Below are 18,360 nucleotides of genomic sequence, written 5' to 3'. Positions count from 1 at the left end.
ATCTAGCATACTAGAGAAAACCATTTCTTGCTATGCCAGTCACGCATTCTTCCCACTAATATGGTTCGCTAGTAGACTACCATGTAAGCGACCGTTCTCTATAAATATTTCATTCGTATTATTACCAGCTGCAATCACACCAGCAATGTATAAACCAGGCACATTCGTTTCCATTGTTTCTTCGTCATAATCGGGTTTACCTGTTCTTTCATCAATGGTGATGCCCATGTTCGATAATAAATTGTAATCTGGATGGTAACCGATCATAGAGAAGACGTAGTCATTATCAATTATATGAAGCGTCCCATCCTTTTTGAATACCAAAGATGTAGGTGTAATTTCCACAACGCTAGCTTCAAAATGCATCGTTATCGCTCCATTCCTTACAAAACTATCGAAGCTGGGTAATATCCACGGCTTTACGCTAGGAGAATAGACTGAACCTCGATAGATGACTGTCACTTTCGCACCAGCTCTTACTAACTCAATTGCGGTATCGACAGCGGAGTTTTTTCCGCCAATAACGGCAACATGCTTCCCGAAATAAGGATGAGCTTCTTTAAAATAGCTGTACACCTTTGGCAAATCGTCTCCAGGTACATTTAATGTATTCGGATGGTCATAATACCCCGTAGCTACGATAACGTGCTTCGCTTGATAGCAATCTTTGTCCGTCACAACTTGAAAACTGTCATTTTGCTTCTCTACACTAACAACAGTTTCATAACTATGAATGTTCAAGCCTTTTAATTCAGCCACTTTACGATAATAGACGAGTGCATCATTTCGTTTCGGCTTTTCTTTCGCTGTTATAAAAGGAATGTCTCCAATCGATAATTTAATGCTTGAACTGAAAAACGTTTGATGTGTCGGGTAACGATACAATGAATTTACAACATTTCCTTTTTCTATAACAATGACATGTAAGCCTTTGTTTTGTAATTCAATCGCGGCGGAGAGTCCACAGGGGCCTCCACCGATGACAATCGCGTCTAGGTTATTCATGCTTCATCGTTCCTTTCCTTTGCCAAAAAGACCTATTTGGACTGTCCACTGGTTAGTATCTTATCCGTATAATATGACATTCGGGTTTCGCTCCAAATCGTAACGGAATAATTGACGTACCATATCCATTACTGATTAATGTAGCTTTTGCGTTTGAAACGGTAAATTTCCCTAATGGATGTAAACCAAAACGCCCGATTCTTATTTGGCCACCGTGTGTATGACCCGCAAGCATAAGATCTGGTTGTACATATTCTTTCACTTTTCGGAATAAAACTGGAGAATGTGTCGCAACGATCAGATGCTTATATCGATGACTGTTTTGTAAGGCCCTACTGATATCTACATTATTGCTTGAAGGGTCATCCGTTCCACATAGACACCAAGTTGGATGACTCGCTATCCCGCTTGCACTATTTTCCAACAGAGTACCCCCATGACGCTGGAGTATACGTCGAATGACGTCTTCACCGACTTCACGGTCGTTATTCCCCCAAATGAAAAATAGCTCGCCTAACATAGAGAGTTTTTCTACATTTTCTTCTATCCGCGCAACAGGTACGCCACCTTCAGCCAAATCCCCACCTATTATAACCATGTCAATGGGACCAAATTTCCTAATCTTATTTAATAAGCGCTCATCAATTTTTCGTCGATGAATATCGGATATAAAAAATAGTGTTAGTTGTTTCTGTTCTAATTGATCGGTTTTAACACTAAATGCATGCTGCTTGACTTGTTTCCGATTTGCAAGAGCGTACATATAAGCAAAAATACTTCCAAACACACTCAATGCAATTAGCATACTATTCCATACAATTTTCATTACACACCTACCATAAGAAAAAGGCAAAGAACCTACCTTTGCCTCTTCATTCCTTCTTTTTTAGAATTAATTTTTGGGGATGATTAATTTTTGCCCTACTCTGATTTCGTTCGAAGACAAACCGTTAGCTGATTTGATTTTTTCAATACCACTATCATTTCCATAATAATTCATCGATATTCGATACAAAGTTTCGTTTTCAGCTACGGTATGCGTAGTTGAGCTAACAGGAGTAGCAGGTTTTTTTTCCACCTTATCTGTTTCTTCTTTCGGTTGAGTAGCATTTTGCTTCTCTTTGTCCTGATTAGCTGGGCTTTGTGGTTTGTTCACAACAGTTTTGTCTTTATCGGAAGTCGTAGGGGGCACTTCTGCCTGTTGTTCTTTTTCACTTTCTTCTTCTGCATCACTATCATCGTTTTTATCATCCGTACCTAATAAACCTGAATTAGATGTATTCTTGTCAATCGAACTGCTTGTATTATTCTCCACACGGAAATCTGAATCTTCGCTCGCCGAACTACTATCTGATCCAAAATAAAAATTATAGATGACAAAGACAAATATCAACACAGGGATAAATGTAAAAACACCTAAAATGACATTAATCATCGTATGGCTTGATGAACGGTTCTGCTTACTTTTCTTCCGTTTCCCATGCCGCTCAAGGCGAGAGGGCAAGATTGCATCAGATTGTTCATCCAGTTCTATTTCTTTTCGATGTTCCTCGAAATCTACTTTATAATCACTATTTTTCATCGACAAATTCTCCTATCCATCTTGCTCTTGGTACTATTATGACGAATCTTGTCGGAAAAGTAAACGGAGATCATAGCTGTTAGGTAAGAAGACTTGTAATTCTTTCATCCCAACGTTGTTTTGCTTGCAGTTCATCCTTTTGAACGATATTTGCTAACCATTCCATATCCGACAGACCACAAACCGTACAACAATCTCGTGAATTCGTAACAATATTTTCATTAAAATATGCCAAAATTGTTCGACGTAAACATGTAGTAGAATGTACGAGTGCTAGCATCTTTTTCAGCTGTTCATCTTTTTGTATAGCAAGCATTTTGAATCTCTGAATGATTTCTTCTGTTGAACATCGTTCCCTATAATACTCAATTACCCTTAACGCTGTGTCTGTCAAACCCGAAAAACGGGCTGCGTTTGTTTGCGTTTCCCCTTTTTCTAACAGTTTCGCATAATGGATAACCTCTTCCTCACTCGGTAAGTCTGTTTGGATAATAAAGTTGGTCAGACGCTCATCAGCAGGTGTATACAATAAAGTGGCTACCGATTTACGACCATCTCTACCCGCCCTTCCCACTTCTTGTATGTAACCTGCAACGGTAGCTGGCAACTGATCATGAATGACTTGTCGTACATTTTCTTTATGTACACCCATACCAAAAGCATTTGTTGCACAAACCCAATCAATTTCACCGTTTAAAAACTGATCTTGGATAATTGACCTGTCATCTTGTTCCTTTCCGGCATGATAGGATTGGGCATGAACACCAATTGATTGTAGGATGATCGCTAATTCATCCGCTCGCTTCCTTGAAGGAGCATATACGATCCCTGGACCTGTTGTGGAGAGGAGTCGCCGTTTAATCCATTCTGTTTTATCGGCGACCGATTCAAGCTGTACGACCGAATAGGCAATGTTCGGTCGATCCAAAGATTGACGTTCGATTATCGGATTTATCATTTGTAAATAAAAAGGAATATCTTCAAGCACTTTTTGATCCGCAGTTGCTGTCAATGCCAAAACGGCAGGCCTGTTAATGATGGAAAGAAATTCACGAATACGTAAATAGTCTGGCCTAAAATCAAATCCCCACTGCGAAATGCAATGGGCCTCATCAATTACAATTAATGCCAAGTTCATTTCTTTGAATACATCAACAATGAAAGATTGCGACAGCATTTCAGGCGAAGTGAAGATAAACTTATAGTCTGCGAGTCGCCGAAAGGCTTTTTGCCTTTGCTCATGCACCAAGGAAGAATTCAGTGCAATTACTCGTTTTTCTCCGTTTCTTTTCATTTGCATGACTTGGTCTTCCATTAATGAGACAAGAGGCGAAATGATCAGCACCGTTCCTTCCATCAAGTATCCAGGCAATTGATAGCAAAGAGATTTGCCCATTCCTGTTGGCAATAATCCAATTGTGTCCTGACCTCGCAAAACATTTTCGACAATCGCTTGTTGACCCGGTCTGAAGTGATCATAGCCCAAATGTTTTTTTAAAGCGTCATGCAAATTCATTCTTCAAACCTCTTTTCTGGACTGCTAAGATAAGACGAAGCTGAAAATAGGACAACTCCTCAAACTCATCTTTTAATACTTTTAGCCTTTTCGTTCGCAATGCTTCTGATTTTTTTTGCACTGCCTCAATCGCTTCTTCGCCCACAAAGTGACGAATTGGGAATTTACTATCGTTCATCGCCATTTCTACAAAGTGATCTTCAATGGTACTTTGCTTTAATTGACGCATTGTCGCAATATCCTTCATAGAATAACCGTTGTCGAACATTTTTTTCGTCCGATACGCAGAATCAGTCAAGTAGGTGTGCACTTTCACATCGGCTGTACACTGATGAAGTAATGGATAGTCTTCCTTGTTCTTTTCAACAAGAGGAAGCAACTTATGTAAACTTTCGATGAATAGTAAATATACTTCGTCAACACGCGACTCCATCGTTAAAGCTAGCTGCTCCCACGTTTTTGCAGACATCCCGCTCCCAGCTAGACGATAAGAAAACAGATATTTTTGTCTGTCCGTCATTCCACAATTATTAATGGCTAAAATCAGTTCTTCCCTTAGAGAAGCGCCTAATTGCTGTCTGGAGATCGATTGCTGAAGAATCAGCTTTTTAACGAACATTTGTATCTCCGTTTCACTTCGCATAGGCACAAACGTTCTAATTCCATCACGTAAATGCGACACCGTTTGCACTACTAACGCCACTCTTCCAAAGAACACTATTTCTTTCCCTCGATAATCCCAACCTTTAAACTGATATGGGGCTACCGCTGAAATTGCCTGCCGACCCTTTTCTGTTACGTGTATAAATTCGTCTTGCGCGCAAATGAACCCCTCTTGAAATAGTTCTTCTATTGCATCGTTGAACAAATCTTGTCGAATTTTCGGCCAAATACCAAAATAAGGCTTACTATTGAAATAGTCTACATCTTGGAGGGTTTGACCAGATTTCTTCCCACGAATAATGTGTAGGCTTGCATTCATTGAACGTTGCCCGGACATCTTTTCTATGATGAATAATAGGATTGTTGACAAGTTCAAGTCCAATTCCTCCTCATTGAGATGTTTTTAGGTTGAAAACTTACGAAAACAGCTTTAGAATAGTAAAGGAACTAAATAGATAGTGCGGAGAAAAGAGGAGAGAACGTCTATGTCTAAGAAATACACCATTGTTGACCAAGATACATGTATTGCATGCGGCGCTTGTGGAGCTGCTGCACCGGACATCTACGATTATGATGACGAAGGAATCGCTTACGTTATTTTAGATGATAACACGGGTAATACAGAAGTTCCAGAAGAACTGATGGAAGATATGGAAGATGCGTTTGATGGTTGCCCTACTGATTCAATTAAAGTCGCGGATGCTCCATTTGAAGGCGATCCGTTAAAATACGAAGATTAATTTTTTAGGGGCAATACGCCCCTTACATAACTGAAGTCGGCAGTCCAATTGTCACCACTACTTCAAATGAATAACCGCACATAGAAAAAAGCTGTCCAGATAGTGTTTTCACACTTTCTAGACAGCTTTTTTTATTGAAGCGTCAATTTCCGCTGTTGCTGATCAATCCATTTGCTCATACTTTTGTACAATAACAAAGAAATAACCATTAGCATGACGCCTTTAATTAGATTAAATGGTAGAATACCAAGCACAATTACGTTGAACAACGCTTCCCCTGTATAAGGTGGCATATTCAAGAAATAGACATACATCGGTAGGAATACTAAATAATTAAGTGCACTCATACCGACAGCCATCGACAGTGTTCCTACAATAAGGCCAACTGTCAAGCCTTTTGTCGATTGGACCTTTTTAAAGATCCAGTAAATTGGCATGATGAAAAGTACGCCCGTTACAAAGTTTGCAATTTCGCCAACCGGTACACCTGTCGGACTTCCCGATAAAAACCAATACAAGATATTTTTTAGCAGTTCAACTGCAATTCCTGCAACTGGTCCCATCGTTAAAATTGCAACCACGGCTGGCACTTCACTGAAATCGATTTTCAGGAATGGCGGCAATGCTGGCAATGGGAAGTTCAACTGCATAAGCACCGTTGAAATGCTCCCAAGCATAGCGATGAGAATCATCTTTCGTAGTTTCTTGTTATTCACTTGTTCCTCTCTCCTTTTGCGATTCACTTCAAAAGAGGAAAGGTTTGACCGTATAATGTGTGTCTATGAAAAAACCCTAAAGCAATTGCATGCTTTAGGGAGAGTTTAAGGCGTCATTAAATAGATGGTTGTAGATAGAGCCTGTGACTCTATTTTCACCCATACTTAAGAAAGCACCCTTTTTGTAGACAACACAAAAAGACGGCTGCACCTTCACCTTCTCCCATCCAGACTATACTGTCGGCTCTGGAATCTCACCAGAATCAGCTGTTAAGCTCGCGGGCTAAGAAAATTACTTTTCTATTTCCGCCGGTCGGGAATTACACCCTGCCCCGAAGATGAATCAATATTAACTTACTATTTCATTGTATAGAAAAAAGACTGATTTGTAAACGGTATTGTTTACAATTCAGTCTTCCTCTATTCACCAAACAATTGGATTGGCTGCAACGGGTTTCGGCAATGGTTTTGTAAGCGTATATCGCTCAAAATATTCTTGTTTTACGTTGTGCAATTGTATTTGTTTGTCAAAACTAGCTGCTGTTAACATGAACGCTTCCACCATTTCGAGTATTTCGTTAGGAGGGTAAGCATCTAAATCCAATAACTGTTTAAAAGAAACTGTTACAACATCATCTGTTTCTTGGATTGTATAGTCCACAGATGATGGGATAACGGAAGTGACAATATCATTTTCAGGGTTTTTCATCGCCAATAATGCTTCCTGAATTTCATCGAGCTTCCTATTCTCATAAGGGATTAAGTACGATTGTTCCTCGTTGACAGTGTATTTGTAAAAAGCAGACGGCCTCTTAAGTGTTACCTCCATCGCTTCACCGATATAGTCAAAAACAACAGGTTCATTCTTGTCATCGACTACTTTCATCTCCTTAAAATCCGGAAACGATGCGATTGCAGAAAAAGTGTACGCACCAATTGTTGTCGGCGACATGTCATATTCATGCTCAGATGGCATTTGGTGAATAACCGTATTACCTTGGAAAGAAATCTTCCCCTTATAAGGATGGTAGTCTTCAAAACCAAGTCCTTCCTCATCAATCAACTTTGCATAATGATTGTAAAGCTCCACACTGTTGACGTTTTCGGAAGAGATATCTGATTGAATCAATTCGGTAGGAATTAAAAATGTTATCGGTACAACATCTACAACATGGACTAATCCTATTGTAAATAACTTCATTCCATCCGTATCGTTTTCAAGAACAACATGACTTTGCATTCCCTTTCCAGCCATAAAAGCAGTTGGTGAGTCCGCCTGAATCGCATTTCGCGTCGCAGGCTCCTCCATCGTTTCAGACTCTTCTGCGCTTTGTTTAAATTGAGCAGTATCGACTGATTCACCGTTTTGAGGTGCAGATTTTTCGCTCATTTCCATGCTGGTGTCCGATAATTCGAATCCACCCTTTAAAAACGATGGTACCAGTAATGTTAGGACAAGCATCGCAGCAACTGCAATGAAACCAGGCATCCATTTTTTCCGTCTCGGTTGACGAGCAGGGACAAGTCGCTCGTCTTTCTTCAAACGCGCTAATATGTCATCAGCAGATCGCTCATCTTTTGTTTTCGGCATTGAATGAAGAAGTTTTTCAAGTTTATCGTCATTCCATTCGTTCCCAGACATTTATCTTCCCCCTTCTTCCGAAAGAGCATTCAATTTCTTTTGAAGCACTTTTATCGCCCGGTGCTGAGTCGTTTTAACTTTTCCTTCCGACCAACCAAGCGTTTCCGCTGTTTCTGCAATTGATAGTTCTTGGAAATAGCGAAGAATTATTACCATCTTTTGATCGCCTGTGCAAGTATTTAACACACGCAATAATTGTTGCATATCTTCATTCAATGCAGCGACTTCATCAGGCAACCCAGTGGAGGAAACAAGTACACTTTCTTCCCAGTCAAACTGATCAAAATGGTGTTTTTGCCTTACCGCTTTCTTTCTGAAATGATCAATCGCTACGTTTTTAGCAATTGAAAAAAGCCATGTCTTTTCGGAACTCTTCCCTTCAAAACCGGCATACGCACGTAACACCCTAACATAAACTTCATGCATCAAATCTTCGGATTGGTGACGATCACCAGTCAAATAGATGAGGAAGTTAAATACGTCGTGATGATATTGCTCATATAACCGGTGGAACACGGAGTCATCCACGAAATCCCCCCGTTCATTACATTAGTCGTGTTTCAAGACATAAAGTTACACCATGTTTTAAGAAAATGGTGGCACTTAACTGTATTCTTCTTCACTACAATTATCTGTGAGCGGTAGTGTGCATGTGAAAACTGTTCCTACTGATTCACCCAGTCTGGCAGAGATGCGCCCTCCGTGTGAGTCAATAATATTTTTAGCGATTGCCAAACCTAATCCAGTGCCACCTTTACCTCTTGTTCTCGCTTTGTCAGCTTTGTAGAACCGCTCGAAAATAAACGGTAAATCGTCTTGAGGAATCCCACTTCCTGTATCGGCAACTGTAATTTCAATTGTCTCCCCTTTTCTTTCGACACCGACCGTCACTTTTCCTCCATCCGGGGTATGTCGAATAGCATTATCGATTAAATTCGTAAATACCTGTTCCAATCGATCTGCATCTGCACATATGACGATTTCGGCATTTGACTCCATTTTCGCCACAGAAAGTGTCACATTGGCATCTCGTGCAATTTGCATGAATTTATTGAGTACCCTTTCAAGAAATGCATACAAATCCATTCGGTTTTTATACAAACGCATATGTCCCGATTCCATTCTCGCCAAATCTAACAGATCGGTAACAAGACGACTCATTCTTTTGGATTCGTCATGGATAATTTGCGCCATTTCATTGCGCTCTTCAACTGAAGTAACGACATCATCAATCATCGCTTCACTATAACCTTGCAACAAAGAAATCGGCGTGCGTAATTCATGCGAAACATTTGCAATAAAATCAGAACGCAGTTTTTCTAATTTATGTTGGTCCGTCATATCGCGCAATACTGCAACGGCTCCCCTAATACTATTTTCACTGTATAAAGGACTTATAGATACATCGTAAAACTGTCCACCCAACTCCAGTTCCTCTTCAATTTCTTCAGCAAATGAGATGACATGTTCTAACATATGAAAAATCTCTGGCGGCAAAACATTTTCGTCTGCCCCATTTGCAAAATACCATTTTTGCAGCAACCGTTCAGCTTGTGGGTTGCTTAACAAAATAGAGTAATCTCGATTGAACGTAATAACAGCATCGGTCATTGACGTTAATATGCTCGACAACTGCTCTTTCTCTTGTTTGATCAATTCCATTTGATGTTTTAACTGTCTACCCATCTGGTTAAACGCTGTTGCCAACTGGCCGATCTCATCATTTTGTGTAGCTGGTAGTCGCATATCGAAATTTCCTTTTGATAAGTCAAACGCAGCTTGTTTCATACCCCGCAATGGAGAAGTGATTCTGGTCGATAAGAAAAAGGCAAATACAGTCGTCAGGATGAAAGCAATGAATGCAGAGAGAAAAACGATATGTGTTGTACTTTTAGTCGTCCTGTGAACAGCATCCAAGCTTTGGTACATGACAATTCCGTGCGTAATTCCATTATCAACATGATAGGGATACATTAAAACTAAATATTGTTCCATCACATCGTTATTTTTTAATGATGGAAGAATCATTTCTTTCACGACTTTTTCATTCATCTCAGGCGATAAGTTAAACTTTGGCTCAGCTAATATCTTTTCTTCAATTTTCTGTTTATTTAAACCGTCATGAAAAGAATAGTGGACCTGCTTAGTTGAATCAATAATCATCGCATTCGTTTCATCGTCTAAAATATCCTGGATGATTTGTCGCATGGAATCTTCATTTTTATGATCTACAACAATTTTCCCAATCGTCGTCGCTTCTCTTCGGAGGGAGTCCTCTGCTTGTTTTGTATGGAAGTTATCAAGGAACTCCAGTAATAATACCGTCACAATAAACAGAACAAATGAAACGAGAAGCAATATGGTTGCCCATAGCTTCCCGACGATTGAATGCCATATCTTATTCATGAGGAACCTCAAATTTGTAACCGACGCCCCAAACCGTAACAATCATTTTGGCTGCTCGCTCAGAGACCCGACTTAACTTCTCGCGAAGACGTTTGACATGTGTATCCACAGTCCGCAAATCTCCAAAAAATTCATAATGCCACACTTCTTTCAAAAGCTGCTCGCGGTCAAACACCTTGTCCGGTGCTTTAGCAAGAAAATAGAGTAATTCATACTCTTTTGGTGTCAAGTTGACTTCTTTCCCTTCAGCAGTAACACGATGTGCATCATGATCGATTGTCAATTGCGGAAAGACGACAAGATCTTTCGACGTATTACTTGATTGGGCATCCGGTAAAGTGACTGATCTTCTTAATATTGCTTTGACGCGCAACACCACTTCACGCGGGCTGAAAGGTTTCACTATGTAATCATCTGCTCCAGTTTCAAAACCTACAACCCTGTCAGATTCTTCACCTTTTGCGGTCAATAAAATAACAGGTGTCATTTTCTTTTCATCGCGTAATTCCTTTAATGCTTCCAACCCGTCTTTCTCAGGCATCATCAAATCTAACAAAATGCAATCATAATGGTTCATCATTGCTTTTTCAACCGCTTCCGCACCATTGACTGCTTCGTCAATCTCAAACCCTTCACGGGATAAATACATGTTCAACAAACGGCGAATACGATCTTCATCGTCAACGACTAATAACTTCACGCTTTCTTCCATCCGAAAAACCCCTTTCCAAATACGCTTGTCTTCATTGTACAAGTAGTTTCCTTAAAAAGAAAGACTGCACAATCCCTCAACGGTTGTGCAGTCTAATCGATTTACGCATAAGAGTGCAAACCTGCTATGATCAGGTTAACGGCAATCAAGTTAAACATAATGATAATGAATCCGATGACTGCAAGCCACGCTGATTTTTCGCCTTCCCATCCTTTTGACAGGCGCAAGTGTAAAAATGCAGCATAGAAGAGCCACGTAATGAGTGCCCATACTTCTTTTGGATCCCAGCCCCAGAACCTTGACCATGCTTCATGTGCCCAAATCATCGCAAAGATCAATGCACCTAGTGTAAACACTGGAAATCCAATTAAAACAGATCGATAACCGATTTCATCCATCAGCTGTGAATTTGCTTTCTTTGCAAATGGTTGCAGAAGGGTTGCTACCGGTCGTCGAATAATTAATCGCAAAAGTATGTAGAGGACAATACCAGTTGCGACGGACCATACAAACGTTGTTAACGTTTTTGCGTTTACAATTGCAGGCATTTCAAATACAGGTTCCATTACGCCTTCGGTTTGTGCTTCATAACCGTTCATACCAAATAGCGGAGGATAATTGTATTCAATCTTTGCAGGTTTTTCATTTTTATCAACATACGTAAAATGCGCTTCGTACCCCGTCAGTTTAAACGTTGTTGAAGACACAACAAATCCGACGACAAGAATAAGTGCTACCATGACCGCTTCAAGCCAAAAACGTTGTTTTGAAGGCTTTGTCAAGTCCACGTGTTTTAACAGATAGACAAGACCAGCAACCGCACTAATGACTAAAATTGCTTCTCCGATAACTGTCGTAATAACATGAATTGCTAGCCAATGACTTTTTAACGCAGGAATTAATGGTGTAATTTCTTTAGGGAACATACTTGCATATGAAATCATAATAATTGCGATTGGTAATGCAAATAATCCTAAAGACGGCGTCCGATACAGATAAAACAATAAAATGAAAGCCCCAACAAGCATCATCCCAAATGCAGCTGTGAACTCAAACATATTGCTCAACGGGATATGTCCTGATGCCATCCATCTTGTGATGAAATAACCAACATTCGTGAGGAATCCAATTACCGTAATGATAATTCCGATGAGTCCCCAACGACTTTTTTTATAAGTTGTTTCAGAGCTCGCCTTTTTGACTGCACCACCGAAAAACAATGTTGCAACCAAGTAGGCGATAAATGAAACTAATAGAAGATTGGCGCTTAGAGACGCTAATTCCATAGTTATTTTTCTCCTTCCTCTTGCTCACTCGTAGCATCCGTATCTTGACGATCTACATATGTCGGCAATCCGGAATAATCTTGTACTTTATCCAAGTCCTTCTTCAATGAGAACCAGTTTTTATTTGTATGGGCAGCCACAACCAACTGACCTTGCTCGTCCTTTTGGATCCAAATACGTCGATGGTTCCAATACGAGCCTTGAATGACACCAATCATAAAGATAATGCCACCGAGTAATAAAATGTAGAGCGTTTTATCTTTACGGATTGTTAAACCGGAAATATCGCGAGTTTCGGCACTGACGAATTTCACTTGATAAGCATTTTCCTCAGTTTCAAGTGTCTGACGTATCGCGACAAAACTTTTTTCACCTTGTGGTTTTTCTGGTGTAATCATATCGAAGATGAACGCTGGGTTATTTGGAATTGGTGATTTAGAAACAGGTTCACCGTTTTCAACGCCATCGTAATCTGCATAATAACCAATTAAATTGACTCGAGCACCTTCATTTAAGTCATACACACCTTTGGGATCATCTAAGTCAATTGTAAATTCCCCGAACGACTTGCCTGATTCTTTTTCGATCAATTGCATCGTCATTGATTTCAATTCGTTCAGACGGTAATCCATTTGAAATACATTATAGCCATCAAATTTTAACGGTTTGTTTACAATAATCGAATAGTCTTTCACAAACTCCATATCGGTGGAACCCGGTAACACATCTTCTTTTTTCTTATACAAAGTAACATCGGTTTGGTAGTTTTTAACGATGGAACCAACTCGGTCGAGCGCCTCACCAAACACCTCATCCGCTTCTTCCTTTGTATACATTTCCATTATAAAATCATTGCTTTTCAAGTAATATTCAGGCGCACCGGGAATAGAGCGTAATTCGCCTTCCCTAATCCACATCGTTTCATCAACGTAAAACCCTGGAATCCCTCTTAACAAGACACCGAATAAAAAAATGATGAGTCCAGTATGATTGACGTAAGGTCCCCATCTTGAGAACCGGTTTTTCTCCGCTAAAATCGCACCGTCTTCCGTCTTCACATTGTAGCGAAGTTTTCGAAGCTCTTCTTCCGCTTTAGCAAATGCTCCTTCAACATCTACATCTTGTTGGGGAACACCTTCTCCAAAAATCCGTTGTCGCTTCATGAAAGACATATGGCGCTTCGTCCGTTGCTTCTTTAAAGACTTGTACAAAGGAACGACACGGTCAATACTTGCAATAATAATCGATGTCCCGAGCATTCCAATTAATATCTTGAACCACCAACTATTATACATATCGTAGAAACCTAATTTGTAATACAACGTTCCAAAAATGCCGTATAACCGTTCATAATAAGCTAGGTATTCAGCTTCCGAATTAACTGGAACATAAAACTTTTGTGGAAACAATGTCCCGATTGCCGACGTTGCCAAAACAGCTACGATGATGGCAACACCTATTTTAACACTCGAAAAAAAGTTCCATATTTTATCGATCACCGAACGTTTATACGTTTGTGATCGTCGCGCGGAACCTTCATAACGCATATCGACGACTTCACTATTCTTTGCCTCTTCCGTCATCGGTCGGCCGCATGCTTCACACAGTACTGTTCCAAATGGATTTTCATGGCCGCATTGGCACTTAATTTTACTCATGTGAAAACTCCTTCTTACGGTTGAAGACTCTCCATGTAGGAGATGATTTCAGCCTCAGTCATTTCTGCCTTTAGTATTTTTCGAATGATCCCGTCTTTGTCAATAAGAAAAGTGGTCGGGAGGGGCTGGATGTTGTATAAATCCCTCACGTCCTTTGTCTTATCAATGACGATCGGGAATGTCAGACCATACTGTTGACGGAATGAATCCACTTTCAATTGAGACTCACCAATATTTACAGATAAGACATGGACACCTTTTTCTTCAAACTTCTTATACTGGTCTTCAATGTAAGGCATTTCCTTCTTACAAGGTGGACACCATGTTCCCCAGAAGTTCAGGAACACACCTTCCCCTTTAAAATCAGATAATCGATGCTTGTTTCCATCAAGGTCCACCAATTCAAAGTCCGGCGCTTTATCCCCTACTTCCAACACTTTCACTTTGTCTTTATTCGAAAAGACGGAAAAGATGATCGCGGCTGCCAGAAGGGCAAGAACAATCCCCCTAAAAATAAGGCGGGATTCCTTTTTTTTCGATTTGGACAAATAGATAGCCCCCTTACAGATATAAGATTCAACTTCCATTATAACAAAACTAAATTCGGATAATAGATGAAGTCGTGATAGGTTTGTGAACGTTTACTTACCCTAGCTTACCTGTTTCTGCAAGGACACGTAGCTGTTTCACTTCATGGGTTGTCAATTCACGAGCCTCACCAGCATTTAGTCCTGTTGTCGTCAACATCGCAAAGGATTCTCTTCTCAATTTCTGCACAGGCGTACCAATCGCGTCAAACATTCTACGGACTTGTCGGTTTCTACCTTCATGAATCGTAATTTCTACAAGCGCAGTTCCGGTCTTCTTATCAAAAGACTGCATTTTCACTTTCGCTGGAGCTGTCATACCATCTTCAAGTTCAATCCCTCGCTCAAGCTTTTTCAATGCTTCCCGTTGAGGGATCCCTTTTACTTTTGCGACATATTTTTTTTGGATACCGTATTTAGGATGTGTCATCAAATACGAAAAATCACCGTCATTTGTCAGAATGATGATACCGGATGTATCAAAATCTAAACGACCTACCGGAAAAATCCGCTCTTCCACCATTGGTAATAAGTCTAGGACCGTCTTTCTTCCTTTATCATCATGTACGGTTGAAATATAACCTCTAGGCTTGTACAACAAATAATAGACGAATTGCTCCTTTACGAGTTCAACCCCTTCAACTTCCACACGGTCTGCCCGTGTCACTTTAGTGCCTAATTCAGTCACAATCTTTCCGTTCACTTTCACTTTTCCTTCAACAATGAGTGTTTCAGCTTTCCTTCGTGATGCAACACCTGCTTGAGCCAAAACTTTCTGTAATCTTTCCAACTCGTCACCCTCTTTCTACCTCAAAAAATTATGTCACATTTTCATGCAAATGAAAAGAAGACCGACCTCATACTCGTCAGTCTTCCCGAAATAGATTTGTCAAACACATCACATACAGAATGATGCGGTTATTTTTTTATTTGTATCGGAGCAGAAATGAGCATTTCATTGTTTAATGAAACAGTCCACGTCCCTTTACGCTTACCGTGCTGATCCCTTGGAATGTAGACAACATGTGACACTTGTTCAATTTCATCTTTTCGTAATAGCAAGCGAATGGGTTTATCGATCTCCCCAATTACGCCCGGCAGTATTTTGTATTTACCTTTTTTTGCAACGGTTACGAGTTTATACTCCGCAAAAGTCTTGTTCGCGAGATGTTCATGCGTGTTCCAATCATTCCCATTATTCAGGGTGACAACGATGACTTTTTTACCATCTTTTTCAAAATAGGTTGCTAGCGTCCGGCCAGCCGCTTTCGTAAAGCCTGTCTTGCCCGCAATTACATTTGGATTAGAATGAATAAGTCGGTGCTTATTTCTCCATCCTCTTACATCATCACCTTTGCGGTAAACAAAATTCTCAGCAGACGCAATCTTCTTGAACTCCTCATTTTGCATTGCGTAGTATAACATGAGAGCTGTTTCATATGCCGTTGAAAGGTGTTCTTCATGGTGCAAACCAGAAGGATTTCTGAATGTCGTCTGCTCTAATCCATATAACTTCGCTTTCTCATTCATATGATCAATGAATCCTTCGGCAGAACCGCCAGCTGATTCAGCAAGCGCAAATGCTGCATCATTTCCAGACCGTAACATTAACCCGTACAGCAATGCTTCGCTGCTAATCGTACTGCCTTGTTCTAAATAGATCGATGATCCTTCAGCAGAAGCAGCCTCAGGTGAAATGGTGATTTCTTCTTCAACAGAACCACTTTCGATAAATGTTAACGCGGTCCAGATCTTTGTGAGACTCGCTATTGGTAATTGTAAATTTTCATTGGATCCGTCTAATAATCTACCCGTTTCAGCATCGATGACTGCCCATGCACTTCCACCTGCAAAAGCTTGTTTTGGTTGATGGATGAGCAGTATCGATAGGATGAGGACAAAACAGATTGTCCGTTTCACTCATTCGTTCCTCCTTCTCCTGTTAGTTCAAATGCTTCCTGGAATTTGGTCATAAATAAATCAGTATCACCGAACGACTCTTCATCGTCTTCAGCAAGTGGCGGTAACTTATCGATGGATTCTAATCCAAATCGATCTAAAAACAAATCGGTTGTTCCATACAAAATAGGACGACCACTACTTTCCAGTCTCCCTTTTTCCATTACAAAACCTTTAGCAACGAGCGTTTGAATGGGCCCATCTGACTTTACACCTCTTAAATCATCAATTTCCACTCGCGTTACTGGCTGTTTGTATGCAATAATGGCTAGCACTTCAAGAGAAGCTTGTGTAATGGAGTTGCGTGACGGATTTTCCAACATACGTACTATATCGTCTGCATATTCCGCTTTTGTGACAAGACGATACGAGCCACCATACATTCTGACGGTGATGCCAGCATCATATCTGTTTTCATAATTTTGACGTAATTGTTCTGCGGTTTGAGCTGCAATCTCTTTTTCCGTTTGTAATAGGACTGCCAGTTGGTTTAACGTCAACCCCTCATCCCCAGCAATAAACAGAAAACTCTCAAGCATTCCTAACATGCGATCATTCAATGTTTCCATTGTCGTCCTCCGTTCCTACTTGAATCATCATTCTAGCAAAATTCCCTTCCTGCTTGACAACTATGTCCATTCGCTTCATCAGCTCCAAAAGTGACAGGAAAGTTACAACAAGATCTTCAATATCCCCATCGTCAAACAATGCTTCAAAATTACAACTTCCACCTAACCGTTCGAGCAAGGTCATGATTGAATCCATCTTTTCACTTACAGATCGTTCAGATTTCATAATACTTGCAGATAATGGTGCTCGAAGTTTTTTTCTTTCTAACATCTTTTGAAAAGCGCTAATCAAGTCAAAAACATTCAGTTTCTCATCAGATTCAACAACTGCCACTTCTCCATAACCAGACAAATCCTCAGGAAGTTTTGTGAAGTGGACCGCACGATCATCTGCAGATTCTTTTAAGGAATTCGCTGCTTCTTTATATTTCTTATACTCAATCAATCTTGCAACTAGTTCATCTCGCGGGTCTTCTTCTAAATCGAATGTACCTGCTTCATCCAATGCTTCCTCCTCATGGATTGGCAATAACATCTTGCTCTTAATTTCGAGTAATGTAGCGGCCAACACTAAGTATTCACTTAGTTCGTCGAGTTCCAATACCCGCATTGCATGTAGATGTTCTATGTATTGACTTGTCAATTCGGCCATTGGAATATCATAGATATCAATTTCAAGTCGGTTAATTAAATGTAATAATAGATCAAGAGGACCTTCAAAAGCCTCCAGCTTTACGCTATATGTCATAACAATTTCCTCCGCGCTTCAAAAATGAATTTAACATGGAAAGGAATGATTCGTTTGCATCCTTATCATCATCCACTATTTTGTAAGTTTATTGTTTATTTTAATTGCAATCAAGACTATTTTGAATGTCACGAAGTACTAGAAGAATATTGGAAGTCTATTACACCTTGTACAAAAGAGCATCCGCTTACAGGCTTCATTCAACTCTCTACGAGTCTGTATCATTGGAGGAGGGCGAATTTTTCAGGCGCCTATCGAACAATGGTGAAAGCAGAGCAAAAGATAAGCCGTTTGTCGCAATATGATAACCGTTATACGGAAGAGATTGATGTCAATCATTTACTCGAGCATATACATTCAAGCCTAAAAAAAATCGAGAATGCCGGAACTTTCTCACCGTTCGTCATAAAGGTGACCTCGAGCAACTTGTCTACGTTACTTCAGACAACGGCAGATGGCATGCAGCTTCTTCCGATGAACAGTGATGCTGTCATTCATAAACATATGCTAAGAGACCGTTCAGATATTCTAGCAGAACGCGAAAAGAAAAAGGGCAGACCACGATGATCTG

At 40.2% G+C, this 18,360-nt stretch carries 19 protein-coding genes and 1 riboswitch; of the genes, 2 read left to right on the top strand and 17 right to left on the bottom strand.

Annotated elements, in window-relative coordinates; translation table 11 throughout:
* Positions 1-39: 39 nt before the first annotated feature.
* The 5 genes from ACVHUV_RS12040 to ACVHUV_RS12020 all read right to left on the bottom strand — a co-directional run bounded on the left by ACVHUV_RS12040 (position 40) and on the right by ACVHUV_RS12020 (position 5,142).
* Positions 40-1,005, bottom strand: a complete 966-nt coding sequence (locus ACVHUV_RS12040) for a YpdA family putative bacillithiol disulfide reductase (protein WP_462084728.1) — start codon at positions 1,003-1,005, stop codon at positions 40-42.
* A 52-nt stretch (positions 1,006-1,057) separates the two neighbouring features.
* Positions 1,058-1,831: a metallophosphoesterase gene (locus tag ACVHUV_RS12035; protein WP_462084727.1), complete on the bottom strand. Its 774-nt coding sequence runs from the start codon at positions 1,829-1,831 to the stop codon at positions 1,058-1,060.
* Between the two features lie 66 nt (positions 1,832-1,897).
* Entirely contained in the window at positions 1,898-2,587 is a 690-nt protein-coding gene (locus ACVHUV_RS12030) for a LysM peptidoglycan-binding domain-containing protein (RefSeq protein WP_462084726.1), read from the bottom strand.
* A gap of 79 nt (positions 2,588-2,666) precedes the next feature.
* Positions 2,667-4,103, bottom strand: coding sequence for a RecQ family ATP-dependent DNA helicase (locus tag ACVHUV_RS12025; protein ID WP_462084725.1), 1,437 nt, complete (start codon positions 4,101-4,103; stop codon positions 2,667-2,669).
* On the bottom strand, positions 4,090-5,142 hold the full coding sequence (locus ACVHUV_RS12020; RefSeq protein WP_462084724.1) for a YpbB family protein: 1,053 nt from the start codon (positions 5,140-5,142) through the stop codon (positions 4,090-4,092). The genes ACVHUV_RS12025 and ACVHUV_RS12020 overlap by 14 nt, the downstream gene beginning before the upstream one ends.
* 109 nt (positions 5,143-5,251) lie before the next feature.
* Here ACVHUV_RS12020 and ACVHUV_RS12015 point away from each other — a divergent pair, with 109 nt between their 5' ends.
* A complete protein-coding gene (locus tag ACVHUV_RS12015; RefSeq protein WP_317941539.1) occupies positions 5,252-5,506 on the top strand; it encodes a ferredoxin in 255 nt (84 codons plus the stop codon).
* A 131-nt stretch (positions 5,507-5,637) separates the two neighbouring features.
* Here ACVHUV_RS12015 and ACVHUV_RS12010 read toward each other — a convergent pair whose 3' ends face one another.
* The 12 genes from ACVHUV_RS12010 to ACVHUV_RS11955 form a co-directional block, all read right to left on the bottom strand.
* A complete protein-coding gene (locus tag ACVHUV_RS12010; RefSeq protein ID WP_317941540.1) occupies positions 5,638-6,222 on the bottom strand; it encodes an ECF transporter S component in 585 nt (194 codons plus the stop codon).
* 211 nt (positions 6,223-6,433) lie between these two features.
* Positions 6,434-6,566, bottom strand: a riboswitch (FMN riboswitch).
* An 80-nt stretch (positions 6,567-6,646) separates the two neighbouring features.
* Entirely contained in the window at positions 6,647-7,864 is a 1,218-nt protein-coding gene (locus ACVHUV_RS12005) for a hypothetical protein (protein ID WP_462084723.1), read from the bottom strand.
* Complete coding sequence (sigX, locus tag ACVHUV_RS12000; RefSeq protein ID WP_462084722.1) at positions 7,865-8,392, bottom strand: RNA polymerase sigma factor SigX; 528 nt, start codon at positions 8,390-8,392, stop codon at positions 7,865-7,867.
* A 75-nt stretch (positions 8,393-8,467) separates the two neighbouring features.
* On the bottom strand, positions 8,468-10,270 hold the full coding sequence (locus tag ACVHUV_RS11995; protein ID WP_462084721.1) for an ATP-binding protein: 1,803 nt from the start codon (positions 10,268-10,270) through the stop codon (positions 8,468-8,470).
* Complete coding sequence (locus ACVHUV_RS11990; protein ID WP_462084720.1) at positions 10,263-10,982, bottom strand: response regulator transcription factor; 720 nt, start codon at positions 10,980-10,982, stop codon at positions 10,263-10,265. The genes ACVHUV_RS11995 and ACVHUV_RS11990 overlap by 8 nt, the downstream gene beginning before the upstream one ends.
* A 101-nt stretch (positions 10,983-11,083) precedes the next feature.
* Entirely contained in the window at positions 11,084-12,268 is a 1,185-nt protein-coding gene (gene ccsB / locus ACVHUV_RS11985) for a c-type cytochrome biogenesis protein CcsB (RefSeq protein ID WP_317941545.1), read from the bottom strand.
* Positions 12,269-12,270: 2 nt separating this feature from the next.
* Entirely contained in the window at positions 12,271-13,926 is a 1,656-nt protein-coding gene (gene resB / locus ACVHUV_RS11980) for a cytochrome c biogenesis protein ResB (RefSeq protein WP_462084719.1), read from the bottom strand.
* A gap of 14 nt (positions 13,927-13,940) precedes the next feature.
* Positions 13,941-14,513, bottom strand: a complete 573-nt coding sequence (gene resA / locus ACVHUV_RS11975) for a thiol-disulfide oxidoreductase ResA (RefSeq protein ID WP_462084718.1) — start codon at positions 14,511-14,513, stop codon at positions 13,941-13,943.
* Positions 14,514-14,571: 58 nt separating this feature from the next.
* Positions 14,572-15,303, bottom strand: a complete 732-nt coding sequence (locus ACVHUV_RS11970; protein ID WP_371389980.1) for a pseudouridine synthase — start codon at positions 15,301-15,303, stop codon at positions 14,572-14,574.
* Between the two features lie 128 nt (positions 15,304-15,431).
* Positions 15,432-16,433, bottom strand: coding sequence for a D-alanyl-D-alanine carboxypeptidase family protein (locus ACVHUV_RS11965; protein ID WP_462084717.1), 1,002 nt, complete (start codon positions 16,431-16,433; stop codon positions 15,432-15,434).
* Entirely contained in the window at positions 16,430-17,041 is a 612-nt protein-coding gene (gene scpB / locus ACVHUV_RS11960) for an SMC-Scp complex subunit ScpB (RefSeq protein ID WP_371389979.1), read from the bottom strand. The genes ACVHUV_RS11965 and scpB overlap by 4 nt, the downstream gene beginning before the upstream one ends.
* A complete protein-coding gene (locus tag ACVHUV_RS11955) occupies positions 17,025-17,789 on the bottom strand; it encodes a segregation/condensation protein A (RefSeq protein WP_462084716.1) in 765 nt (254 codons plus the stop codon). The genes scpB and ACVHUV_RS11955 overlap by 17 nt, the downstream gene beginning before the upstream one ends.
* A gap of 24 nt (positions 17,790-17,813) precedes the next feature.
* Between ACVHUV_RS11955 and ACVHUV_RS11950 the strand changes: the two genes are divergently transcribed.
* Positions 17,814-18,356, top strand: a complete 543-nt coding sequence (locus ACVHUV_RS11950; RefSeq protein WP_462084715.1) for a DUF309 domain-containing protein — start codon at positions 17,814-17,816, stop codon at positions 18,354-18,356.
* Positions 18,357-18,360 lie beyond the last annotated feature (4 nt).

It is taken from the genome of Sporosarcina saromensis, assembly GCF_054901285.1.
This window is presented reverse-complemented; position numbering and strand designations above follow the sequence as displayed.

Coding starts and splice junctions, on each gene's coding strand:
- ACVHUV_RS11995 (WP_462084721.1), bottom strand. CDS start 10,270: ATGAATAAGATATGGCATTCAATCGTCGGGAAGCTATGGGCAACCATA.
- resB (WP_462084719.1), bottom strand. CDS start 13,926: ATGAGTAAAATTAAGTGCCAATGCGGCCATGAAAATCCATTTGGAACA.
- ACVHUV_RS12035 (WP_462084727.1), bottom strand. CDS start 1,831: ATGAAAATTGTATGGAATAGTATGCTAATTGCATTGAGTGTGTTTGGA.
- ACVHUV_RS11990 (WP_462084720.1), bottom strand. CDS start 10,982: ATGGAAGAAAGCGTGAAGTTATTAGTCGTTGACGATGAAGATCGTATT.
- ACVHUV_RS11950 (WP_462084715.1), top strand. CDS start 17,814: ATGAATTTAACATGGAAAGGAATGATTCGTTTGCATCCTTATCATCAT.
- resA (WP_462084718.1), bottom strand. CDS start 14,513: ATGGAAGTTGAATCTTATATCTGTAAGGGGGCTATCTATTTGTCCAAA.
- ACVHUV_RS11955 (WP_462084716.1), bottom strand. CDS start 17,789: ATGACATATAGCGTAAAGCTGGAGGCTTTTGAAGGTCCTCTTGATCTA.
- ACVHUV_RS12030 (WP_462084726.1), bottom strand. CDS start 2,587: ATGAAAAATAGTGATTATAAAGTAGATTTCGAGGAACATCGAAAAGAA.
- ccsB (WP_317941545.1), bottom strand. CDS start 12,268: ATGGAATTAGCGTCTCTAAGCGCCAATCTTCTATTAGTTTCATTTATC.
- scpB (WP_371389979.1), bottom strand. CDS start 17,041: ATGGAAACATTGAATGATCGCATGTTAGGAATGCTTGAGAGTTTTCTG.
- ACVHUV_RS12005 (WP_462084723.1), bottom strand. CDS start 7,864: ATGTCTGGGAACGAATGGAATGACGATAAACTTGAAAAACTTCTTCAT.
- ACVHUV_RS12015 (WP_317941539.1), top strand. CDS start 5,252: ATGTCTAAGAAATACACCATTGTTGACCAAGATACATGTATTGCATGC.
- ACVHUV_RS12025 (WP_462084725.1), bottom strand. CDS start 4,103: ATGAATTTGCATGACGCTTTAAAAAAACATTTGGGCTATGATCACTTC.
- ACVHUV_RS12040 (WP_462084728.1), bottom strand. CDS start 1,005: ATGAATAACCTAGACGCGATTGTCATCGGTGGAGGCCCCTGTGGACTC.